At 69.6% G+C, this 10,252-nt stretch carries 10 protein-coding genes and 1 rRNA gene; all 11 read right to left on the bottom strand.

Annotated elements, in window-relative coordinates; all coding sequences use genetic code 11:
* Nucleotides 1–64: 64 nt before the first annotated feature.
* The 11 genes from ACFO3J_RS28250 to rrf all read right to left on the bottom strand — a co-directional run bounded on the left by ACFO3J_RS28250 (nt 65) and on the right by rrf (nt 10,135).
* Entirely contained in the window at nt 65–1,441 is a 1,377-nt protein-coding gene (locus ACFO3J_RS28250) for a DNA polymerase IV (protein ID WP_386435107.1), read from the bottom strand.
* Between the two features lie 72 nt (nt 1,442–1,513).
* The gene (locus ACFO3J_RS28245) at nt 1,514–2,059 is read right to left on the bottom strand and encodes a MerR family transcriptional regulator (protein ID WP_386435113.1); all 546 of its coding nucleotides are present in this window, start codon (nt 2,057–2,059) and stop codon (nt 1,514–1,516) included.
* 274 nt (nt 2,060–2,333) lie between these two features.
* Nucleotides 2,334–2,807 (bottom strand): bifunctional nuclease family protein, encoded by a 474-nt coding sequence (locus tag ACFO3J_RS28240; RefSeq protein ID WP_093716750.1) that lies wholly within the window; start codon nt 2,805–2,807, stop codon nt 2,334–2,336.
* A 103-nt stretch (nt 2,808–2,910) separates the two neighbouring features.
* Nucleotides 2,911–3,663: a transcriptional regulator FtsR gene (ftsR, locus tag ACFO3J_RS28235; RefSeq protein WP_386435104.1), complete on the bottom strand. Its 753-nt coding sequence runs from the start codon at nt 3,661–3,663 to the stop codon at nt 2,911–2,913.
* A 40-nt stretch (nt 3,664–3,703) separates the two neighbouring features.
* Nucleotides 3,704–4,531, bottom strand: coding sequence for an FHA domain-containing protein (locus ACFO3J_RS28230; RefSeq protein ID WP_386435110.1), 828 nt, complete (start codon nt 4,529–4,531; stop codon nt 3,704–3,706).
* A gap of 64 nt (nt 4,532–4,595) precedes the next feature.
* A complete protein-coding gene (locus ACFO3J_RS28225) occupies nt 4,596–5,417 on the bottom strand; it encodes a DUF881 domain-containing protein (protein ID WP_386435101.1) in 822 nt (273 codons plus the stop codon).
* Nucleotides 5,418–5,424: 7 nt separating this feature from the next.
* Nucleotides 5,425–5,757, bottom strand: coding sequence for a small basic family protein (locus tag ACFO3J_RS28220; protein ID WP_386435098.1), 333 nt, complete (start codon nt 5,755–5,757; stop codon nt 5,425–5,427).
* Entirely contained in the window at nt 5,754–6,713 is a 960-nt protein-coding gene (locus ACFO3J_RS28215; protein WP_386435096.1) for a DUF881 domain-containing protein, read from the bottom strand. Before ACFO3J_RS28215 ends, ACFO3J_RS28220 begins: the two co-directional genes overlap by 4 nt.
* Nucleotides 6,714–6,776: 63 nt before the next feature.
* Nucleotides 6,777–9,272, bottom strand: coding sequence for a sugar phosphate nucleotidyltransferase (locus tag ACFO3J_RS28210; RefSeq protein WP_386435093.1), 2,496 nt, complete (start codon nt 9,270–9,272; stop codon nt 6,777–6,779).
* A 23-nt stretch (nt 9,273–9,295) separates the two neighbouring features.
* Nucleotides 9,296–9,904: a CDP-alcohol phosphatidyltransferase family protein gene (locus tag ACFO3J_RS28205; protein ID WP_386435091.1), complete on the bottom strand. Its 609-nt coding sequence runs from the start codon at nt 9,902–9,904 to the stop codon at nt 9,296–9,298.
* 114 nt (nt 9,905–10,018) lie between these two features.
* Nucleotides 10,019–10,135, bottom strand: a 5S ribosomal RNA gene (rrf, locus tag ACFO3J_RS28200).
* Nucleotides 10,136–10,252 lie beyond the last annotated feature (117 nt).

Raw genomic sequence — 10,252 nt, 5'->3', positions numbered from 1 at the left:
CGCGGATCCCTCATGTGGCTGAAGCTCCTCACTCCAAAAACATGATCCGAACCCCGAACAGCTCCTAGGGGCCGTCCGGGCCGGGCCGGTCGTCCCGGGAGGACCGGGCGGCGGCGCCCGGGGCGCTGAGCGGCAGCGCGTCGCTGTGGGCCAGCGCCGGGTCGTCGACGGCGAAGGTGCGCACCCGGCCGGGTGCGGTGTCGGCGGGCACTTCGAAGCGGACGGTGACCCGTCCGACTCCGCTGCCCTGGACCCACCCGGCGCCGTACACCTCATGGGTGACGTCCTGGCCGGGATACCACTGGCTGCCGGGCTCCGGCGCCGGCGGCGCCAGCACGGGCAGCGCCTCGGGGGCGTCCTCGTCGGTCTCCCGGCCCTCGGCGCTCTGGGCGAAGAGATCCTCCTGGGTGAAGTCGGCCAGCCCCGCCACCCCCACGCCGAGCAGCCGTACGCCGCCGGTGGTGTCCACGGCCTCGATCAGCCGCCGGGCGGTCTCCCGGACCACGCCCGGGTCGTCGGTGGGGGCCCGCAGCGTCTCGGAGCGGGTGAGGGTGGAGAAGTCGAACCTGCGGACCTTGATCACCACGGTGCGGCCGGAGCGGCCCGCACCGCGCAGCCGCTGGACGCAGCGGTCGGCGAGCCGGTCGATCTCGTAGCGCATCCGGGCCCGGTCGGTGAGATCGATGTCGAAGGTGTCCTCGACGGAGATCGACTTCACGTCCCGGTCGGCGACCACCGGCCGGTTGTCGAGCCCGACCGCCATGGCGTACAGCGAGGCGCCGTGGGCCTTGCCGAACAGCCGCACCAGCTCCGCCTCCCCGGTGCGCGCGATCTCCGCGACGGTGCTGATACCGGCCCGGCGCAGATGCTCGGCGGTGGCCGGCCCGACGCCGGGCAGGGTGCGGACCGGGAGGGGGTCGAGTAAAGCGCCCTCGGTGCCGGGCTCGACCACCACCAGACCGTCGGGTTTGGCCTTCTCCGACGCGATCTTCGCCAGCAGCTTGGAGCCGGCCAGCCCGACGGAGGCGGTGAGACCGGTCTCGGACCGGATACGGGCGCGCAGCCGCAGCGCGATCCGCCGCGGGTCCTCATCACCCTCGGCGGCTTCCAGGTCCAGATAGGCCTCGTCGAGACTGAGCGGCTCTATCAGCGGCGACACCTCGCCCAGCAGGGTCATCACCGTCTCGCTGATCTGCCGGTAGAGGCCGAAGCGGGGGTAGAGGTACGCCGCGTTGGGGCTCAGGCGCCGGGCCCGGGCCATGGCCATCGCGGAATGGATGCCGTGCACGCGCGCCTCGTAGGACGCGGTGGAGACGACACCGCGGGGTCCGAGGCCGCCGACCACCACCGGTTTGCCCCGCAGGCTCGGCTTGGACGCCTGCTCCACCGCGGCGAAGAACGCGTCCATGTCCAGGTGCAGGATCGTCGGCCTACTTCTCACACCGTCGATGGTCCCGCACACCACTGACATTCACCGTACGGGCGTACCGCGCGGCGCTTGCCGGCCCCCCGCTCAGACCGCCCGGTTGCGCCGCTTCGCCAGCTCGTCGGCCGGATTGTGGCCGACCAGGGTCTCGCCGGTGTCGACCCGCTCACCGTGCATCTGAGACAGCGAACTCTCCACGTCCCGCCAGACCACGCCGACCGCGATGCCGAAGACGCCCTGCCCGCCCTGGAGCAGATCCACCACTTCGTCGGGCGAGGTGCACTCGTAGACAGTGGCGCCGTCGCTCATCAGGGTCATCCTGGCGAGCTCGGCCGGTCCCACCGACCGCAGGTGCTGGACGGCCGTGCGGATGTTCTGCAGGGCGACCCCGGTGTCCAGCAGCCGCTTGACGATCTTCAGCACCACCACGTCGCGGAAGCTGTACAGCCGCTGGGTGCCGGAGCCGTAGGCGGGCCGGACGCTGGGCTCGACCAGGCCGGTACGCGCCCAGTAGTCGAGTTGCCGGTAGGTGATGCCGGTCGCGGCGCACGCGGTGGGCCCGCGGTAGCCGATCTGCTCGGCCGGCGCGTCCTGCGCCGGGTCGCCGCCCGCTTCGGAGGCGGCGCGCGCCAGTGTCCCCCGGGGCGGGTATGGGTCGCCGGTCGCCAGACCGTCGCCGGTGCTTCTCACGCCGCCCTCCGTCCCTTCACGTCCGGTGGCCTAGCGCACGTGCCACGGGACTTTCCCCACCGACGGTAGGCAGTCACCCGGGGTGCGTCAACGATCGCCACACTCGGCACGCCGAGTGATATTCGCCCCACGAGTGGTTTGGCGTGACCGCGAGCCGGGAACGGTCCCTCGAATGGCCTCCAGGAGGCAACCTTGCCTCCGGACGCCGTGCGCCCGGTCACTGGTTGCTGGTGCCGAAGTCCTCGGGAGAGATCTGGTCGAGGAACTCGCGGAACTTCTCGACCTCGTCCTCCTGCTCGTCCGGGATCGCGATTCCGGCGTCGTCCAGCACCCCGTCGCTGCCGTAGATCGGCGTGCCGGTGCGCAGCGCGAGCGCTATGGCGTCGGACGGACGGGCACTGACCTCGACCCCGCTGGCGAACACCAGCTCCGCGTAGAAGACGCCGTCGCGCAGATCGGTGATGCGCACCTCGGTGAGGGTCTGGCCGACCGCTTCCAGCACATCCTTGAAGAGGTCATGAGTGAGTGGTCGCGCAGGCGTCATGCCCTGCTGCGCGAAGGCGATGGCCGTCGCCTCTCCCGGCCCGATCCAAATGGGCAGGTACCGGTCGCCTCCCACTTCACGCAGGAGCACGATCGGTTGGTTGGAGGGCATTTCGACCCGGACACCCACAACGTCGAGCTCGTTCACACAGCAACCCTAGGCCGTGCTCGCCGGGTTTGGGTAGTCGGGCATCCGCCGACGCCGCCCGGCCGGGCTGTCCCGGGGTCTTCCGACGGCCGGAAATGCCCGGTCAGCGCAGGCGGACCCGCAGTGCGGACTGCACCATCGCGGCATGCAGCCGTACGGAGAGCGAGGCCAGCTCACGGGCTGTGGCCTCGGCGTGCATCCGGGTCTGCGGGTTGCGGTGCCGGCGCAGCGGCGCCACCACCTGCTCCACCAGACCGGCCTCCCGGTCCGCCGCCGCCTTCACGGCCCGCAGATGGCGCGGTTCCAGGCCGAATCGGCCCAGCTCCGCGATGAGCCGCCCGATGGTCACCGTCTCGGCGTCGAAGCCGCCGTCCCGGCCGGCCTCGACCAGGCCGTAGGACTCCCACTGCTCCAGTTCGGCGTCTGCGGCCCCGGTGGCGGCCAGCAGCTCTTCCCGCCCGATCCTCAGCTCCGGGGGCTCCTGGAGCTCCACAGCGGCGTCCAGGGCCGTTCCGGGGTCCCCGGACGCGCCGGGCTCCCCGGAGCGGGGCAGCGGCACCTTCTCGCCGCGGTCGATGGCGTCCAGGTGCTCCCTGATCACCCGCAGCGGCAGATAGTGATCCCGCTGCACGCGCAGCACATAGCCGAGCCGCTCGACGTCCCCCGGCCCGAATTTCCGGTAGCCGGAGGGAGTGCGCTGCGGCTCCACCAGACCCTCGGCCTCCAGGAAGCGGATCTTGGAGATGGTCACCTCGGGGAATTCGTCCCGCAGCCGGCTCAGTACCGCGCCGATGCTCAGCAGGGCGCCGTCGACGGTGGCGGTGCCGTCTCCGGCACCGCCCGACGTTCTCCGCATGCACACCTTCCCTGGGGACCCCCCGGACCGAGTCCGGGGGTCAGATGCCCCGCTGGCTCGCGTAGAAGACCAACCGGTACTTGCCGATCTGCACCTCGTCGCCGTTGGACAGCGACACGGCGTCGATGCGCTCACGATTGACGTAGGTGCCGTTGAGGCTGCCTACGTCCGAAACGGTGAACCCGCCGTCCTGGCCGCGCCGGAACTCCACATGCCGGCGCGAGACCGTCACGTCGTCCAGGAAGATGTCGCTCTGCGGGTGCCGGCCGGCCGTGGTCAGCTCGCCGTCGAGCAGGAAGCGGCTGCCCGAATTGGGGCCGCGGCGCACCACGAGCAGCGCCGAACCGATCGGCAGCGCGTCCACGGCGGCCTGGGCCTCCGGGGACAGCGACGGCATCACCGTCTGGCCGGTGGCCTCCGCCTCGTAGGCCTCGAGGCCGGAGATCGAGATCGTGGACGTCGTCTCCGACGCCCGCTCGTGTCCGCCGCCCGAGCCGCGCAGCGGCGCGCCACAGTAGCTGCAGAAGCGGCTCGCCTCCGCGTTGGTGTGACCGCACCTGCTGCAGACCGGCAAGCCGAGTCCTCCACCCGTGGCTGAGGCCGATGGTTCACCGAAACCTATGCGCGCGGCCGAAGCGGGGTCAACAGACGCCACGCCGGGAGCACCCCGGTACTCGCCGCCGGGGTCCTGCTGCTCATTCCTGAACAGCGGGCGATCCGTGCCCTGTCCTTCCTCGGACAGGTTCCTTGGCGCGCGGTGACGCGCCGTCGCCGGGTCACCCGACTGCCGCGCGCTCTTGCCGAACAACTTCCCAAACAACTTCACGGGCGATTCCCCTTGAAAGAAGCAGACCCGCCCGTGGGGCAGGACGAACCCTCGCTGTACACAGTTTCCCTTACACCGCACCCCACCGATGCCCCGACCCCCAGCCTCACCGGGATGACCGAGCGTAGTCAGGCTGCTCCGACGGCCGCAAGGCGTCCACGACGATCTTCTGCGACCTGACCACATCGGCCGTGGCCTGCTCCTTCTCCAGCGTCTGCACCACCCCGCCGGGGATGTTCAACGCCGGTTCCAGATCAGGCGGATTGCCGATGACCTTGAACTCGTACGGCTGCGCCACCTTGTGCCCGTCGATCCGTACCCCGTCCGTGCCGTCCGTGAAGTACGTGTCGGCGGCGACCCGTACGTCGTTGATCTGGATCGCCTCGGCGCCGGCCGCCCGCAGCTCCTGGAGTGTGTCGAGCAGGGAGTCCGCCTCGACACCGCCGTGCGGATCGGTGATGGTCAAAGTGATTCCCGGCCCCTCCGCCCGTACCGTACCGGCCAGCACACCGAGTTCCTGCGCTTTCTGCCGGGTCTGTCGCAGCGCTTCGGCGGCCTGGTCGGAGCTGGTCTCCAATTCGCTGCGCTGATTCTCCAGGCCGCGCTTCTCGTCCTCGAGCCGCTGGCTGCGGTTGTCCAGCTCCGTGAGGATACGGACCAGGTCCTCCTGGCGGGCGCCGCGCAGCACTCCCCCGGTGTCGCTGGTGGAGCGGACCTGGATGGCCAGCCCCAGGCCGAGCACGAACAGCAGCAGCGCCACGATGAGCTGGGCACGCGACAGCCGCGGCGGCCACAGCCCGGCCACCAGCCGCTGGCGGCCGGTCACCAAGGGCGCGGCCCCGGCTGCTTCGGAAGGCGCGGCGCCGGCGTCTTCGGCGGTCGCCGCGGCCTCCTGGACCGGGCCGGAGGGGTCGTTCTGGACGCTCATGCAGCCGTCACGCCCGGAAGACGTGCCGGCGGATGGCCGCCGCGTTGGAGAAGATCCTGATGCCGAGGACCACCACGACGCCGGTGGACAGCTGCGAGCCGACCCCGAGTTTGTCGCCGAGGAAGACGATCAGCGCCGCCACGACCACATTGGACAGGAAGGACACGACGAAGACCTTGTCGTCGAATATCCCGTCCAGCATGGCCCGCAGGCCGCCGAAGACCGCGTCGAGCGCGGCCACCACGGCGATCGGCAGATAGGGCTCGACCCCGGCGGGCACCACGGGGCGCAGCACCAGCCCCACCACGACTCCGACGACGAGGCCCAGTACGGCGATCACTTCGAACCCTTTCCGTTCCCGGCACCGCTGCCCGCCGGTCGTCCGCCGGCCGGTGCCGGCTGTGCGGCGACCGGCACGGCGTACCGCACGACCAGGCTCGGGGCGGCGGGCAGCCGCAGCTCACTCCGGACGGATATGCTCGCGCGGATCCCGTAGTCGCTCTGCAGCACGCGCAGGTACTGTCCGTCCGCGCTGTTCCGGAATGCCGTGCTCAACCTCTCCCCGTCCCCGATCGCCAGCACCGTGTAGGGCGGCGCCAGCGGTTTGTTGTCGACCAGTATGGCGTCCCCGGCGGCCCGGATCGCCGACAGTGCCGTCAGCCGCTGCCCGTTGACACTGACCGCCTCGGCGCCGCAGGCCCACAGGCCGTTCACCACGCGCTGCATGTCGCGGTCGCGCAGCCGCCCGGTGTCGGCGAAGCCACTGCTCTCGCGCGGGCCGCCGGAGCCGCCCTGCGAGGCTTCCTTCGCGTCGTCCACCACGAGTTCCACGCCGGTCCCCCGCACGGGCGTCGCGGCGGCCAGCAGCTCCGGCAGGGCGTTGCCGTCGCCGCCCCGGTGCTTGAGCGCGGCCTGCTGCTCGGCGGACACCGAGTTCCGCAGCGAGTCGACATCGCGCTGGAGCTTGTCGGCGCCCGTGGTCTCGGTCCGGATCCGGTCGGCGAGCTTCTGCCGCTCCTTGGCCTCGGCCGGCGCGGCCACCCGCGCCTGAACCGCGCCGAGCGTGACGACGATGGCCGCGAGCACCAGGCCGGCGGCGAGCCACAGCCGGCCGCTCAGCGCCGTGGGCAGCCGGGAGGTGCCGACCTCACCGCGGCGGGCGGCGGCCTCCGCGTACCCGTCGTCGAGGCTGTGCTCCATGACGTTGGTGAGCAGCGACATGGAGGCGTCCGGGCGCCGCGGAGCAGCCCCGGTTACAGGGCTGCTCCGATCGGGATGCTGCGGCATGCCGCACATCGTCGCACGTGGGGGCCGCCGCGATCGAACGGCCCCCGCAGCGCGCGCCGTTGCGCGTCGAGGTCACCGTCCGGCGCTCTCCACGACCTGCGACCACTCGTCCAACAGGGCCTGTGCGGACGCGTCGTCGGGTCCTTCGGCCCACAGGTGGGTGACAGCCTCGGCGGGGTCGGGGAGCACCATCACCCAGCGTCCGTCCGCCTCCACCACCCGTACACCGTCGGTGGTGTCCACAGACCGCTCTCCCGCGTCCTCCACGACCCGGCGCATCACCGAGCCCTTCACCGCCCACGGCGTGGGCACGTCCCGCTTCAGGACGTGAGCACGCGGGATACGGGCGTCGATCTGGCTGAGGGTGAGCTGGGTACGCGCCACCAGGCCGATCAGCCGTACGAACGCGGCCGAACCGTCGAAGACGCTGCTGAACTCCGGCACGATGAAGCCGCCGCGGCCGTCACCGCCGAAGATCGTGCCCTCTTCCCGGCCGACCCGGGTCAGGTCATCCGGCGAGGTCATCGTCCAGGTGACCTGTGTCCCGTGGTAGGCGGCCACCTGTTCGCCGATCCTGGTGGTGGTCACCGGCAACGCGACCCGGCCACTGCGCCGTTCGGCGGCGACCAGGTCGAGCAGCACCAGCAGGGCCCGGTCGTCCTCGACGATCCGGCCGCGCTCGTCCACCAGCGACATCCGCTCGCCCACCGGGTCGAAGCGCACCCCGAAGGCGGCCCGGGACGACGACACCATCTCCCCGAGCCGGACCAGCCCGGCCCGGCGGCTCTCCTCGGTCTCGGTCGGACGGGCCTCGTCCAGACCGGGGTTGACGGTGAGCGCGTCCACCCCCAGCCGGCCGAGCAGGCTCGGCAGGACCAGACCCGCACTGCCGTTGGCGGCGTCGACCACGACCTTGAGGCCCGAGTCGGCGATGCCGGAGGTGTCCACGGCGCGCAGCAGGGCGCCGGTGTACGAGTCGAAGACCGTCGCCGGGAACGTCAGGTCGCCGATCTCACCGGGGAAGGCCCGGCGGTACTCCTGGCGGGCGAACACCCGGTCCAGCTTGCGCTGTCCGGCCGCCGACAGGTCGGCGCCGCGCTCGTCGAAGAACATGATGTCCAGCGAATCGGGACGGCCGGGGGTGGTCCTGATCATGATGCCGCCGGCGCTGCCCCGCGCGGTCTGCTGGCGCGCCACCGGCATCGGCACGTTCTCCAGGTCGCGCACATCGATCGCGCTCGCCTGCAGTGCCGAGATCACCGCCCGCTTCAGCGCCCGGGCGCCTCGCGAATGGTCGCGGGCCGTGGTGACGGTCGCGCCCTTCTTCAGCGTGGTCGCGTACGCGCCGGCCAGTCGTACCGCCAACTCCGGGGTGATCTCGACGTTCAGGATCCCGGACACCCCGCGGGCGCCGAACAGATGGGCCTGACCGCGCGATTCCCAGATGACCGAGGTATTGACGAAGGCACCGGCCTCGACGGTCTTGAACGGATAGACCCGCACATTGCCGGAGATGATCGATTCCTCGCCGATCAGGCACTCGTCGCCGATGACGGCACCCTCGTCGATCCGCGCGGCACGCATGACATCGGTGTTCTTGCCGATGACACAACCGCGCAGATTGGTGTGCGGGCCGATGTAGACATTGTCCGCGATCACCGCCTTGTGCAAGAAGGCACCGGTCTTCACCACGACATTGGAGCCGATCACGCTGTGCTCGCGGATCTCGGCGCCGGCTTCGACCTTGGCGTAGTCACCGATGTAGAGCGGGCCGCGCAGGATGGCGTCGGGATGCACCTCCGCACCCTCGGCCACCCACACCCCGGGGGAGATCTCGAAGCCGTCGATATCGACGTCGACCTTGCCCTCCAGGACATCGGCCTGCGCCTTCACATAGCTCTCGTGGGTGCCGACGTCCTCCCAATAGCCTTCGGCGATGAAGCCGTAGATCGGCTTGCCCTCCTTCATCAACTGAGGGAAGACATCGCCGGACCAGTCGACGGACACGTCGGATTCGACGTAGTTGAAGACCTCGGGCTCCATCACATAAATACCGGTGTTCACGGTGTCCGAGAACACCTGGCCCCAGGTGGGCTTTTCCAGGAAACGCTCGACCCTGCCTTCGTCGTCCACGATGGTGATGCCGAATTCCAGTGGGTTCGGCACCCGGGTCAGGCATACGGTGACCAGCCCGCCCTTTTCCTTGTGGAATTCGATGAGCTCGGTCAGATCGAAGTCGGTGAGGGCGTCACCAGAAATCACGAGGAAGGAATCATCCTTCAACGCCTCTTCCGCGTTCTTGACGCTTCCGGCCGTCCCCAGCGGCTTTTCCTCGTGGGCGTAGGTGAGCTCCATCCCGAGCTCTTCGCCGTCCCCGAAGTAGTTTTTCACCAGGGAGGCGAGGAACTGGACTGTGACCACCGTCTCAGTGAGGCCATGCCGCTTGAGCAGTGTCAGAACGTGCTGCATGATCGGACGGTTCACCACAGGCAGCAGAGGCTTGGGCATGCTCGAGGTCATCGGGCGAAGGCGGGTACCTTCGCCGCCGGCCATTACAACCGCCTTCATGTCGGAAACATCCTCCTCGTGACTCAGTCAGCCGTGGCGTCCGCCCCGACAAGTCGCCGGACCTGCACCACATAGAGGATCCCTGCCCACCAGTACAGGGTTGTACCCCAACCTGCGAAGGCCCAGCCGAAAACAGCCGCCAGGGTCGCAAGCCATCCACTTCCGTCGCTCAGCAGGAGCAGCGGAAAGGCGTACATGAGGTTGAAGGTAGCCGCTTTCCCGATGAAGTTCACCTGGGGTGGGCCGTAGTGGTGCCTCCGCAGAATCAGCAGCATCACCGCCATCATGGCTTCGCGGGCCAACAGCAGCACCGTGAGCCACAGCGGCAGGATGTCCCGCCAGGTGAGCCCGACCAGCGTGGACAGTACAAACAGCCGGTCCGCGGCGGGATCCAGGATGCGTCCCAGGTTGCTGATCTGATTCCAGCGCCGGGCCAGCTTCCCATCCAGGTAGTCGCTGATGCCGCTCAGCGCGAGGACCAGGAGCGCCCAGCCGTCGACCTTCGGGCCGCCGAACTCGGGCCACAGAATCAGCCACAGGAAGACGGGGACGCCCACCAGGCGCGCCATACTCAGGATGTTGGGGATCGTAAAGATCCGATCCGTTTGCACCCGTGTCTCCTGGACCTCCACCGGGTCCCCTCCTGCTGTATCTACGTACGGACGTTGCGGGGCGACTCTACCCCAGGCACAAAAAAGACCCGGCGTCGGATCCTCTTCGGATCCGAGGCCGGGCCTCTAATAATTGTTCGGCGGTGTCCTACTCTCCCACAGGGTCCCCCCTGCAGTACCATCGGCGCTGAAAGGCTTAGCTTCCGGGTTCGGAATGTAACCGGGCGTTTCCCTAACGCTATGACCACCGAAACACTGTGAAACACACACCACCCCGCACACCGGGAGAAACTCATCCCCCCGGCAGGGTTCGGTGGCTGATTGTTTCAGAACCACACAGTGGACGCGAGCACACATGGACAAGCCCTC

It is taken from the genome of Streptomyces polygonati, assembly GCF_042650325.1.
GTDB classification, from domain to species: domain Bacteria; phylum Actinomycetota; class Actinomycetes; order Streptomycetales; family Streptomycetaceae; genus Actinacidiphila; species Actinacidiphila polygonati.
This window is presented reverse-complemented; position numbering and strand designations above follow the sequence as displayed.

Excerpts from the sequence above, each read along its gene's own strand:
- ACFO3J_RS28215 (WP_386435096.1), bottom strand. The coding sequence starts at position 6,713 with ATGTGCGGCATGCCGCAGCATCCCGATCGGAGCAGCCCTGTAACCGGG.
- ACFO3J_RS28210 (WP_386435093.1), bottom strand. The coding sequence starts at position 9,272 with ATGAAGGCGGTTGTAATGGCCGGCGGCGAAGGTACCCGCCTTCGCCCG.
- ACFO3J_RS28225 (WP_386435101.1), bottom strand. The coding sequence starts at position 5,417 with ATGAGCGTCCAGAACGACCCCTCCGGCCCGGTCCAGGAGGCCGCGGCG.
- ftsR (WP_386435104.1), bottom strand. The coding sequence starts at position 3,663 with ATGCGGAGAACGTCGGGCGGTGCCGGAGACGGCACCGCCACCGTCGAC.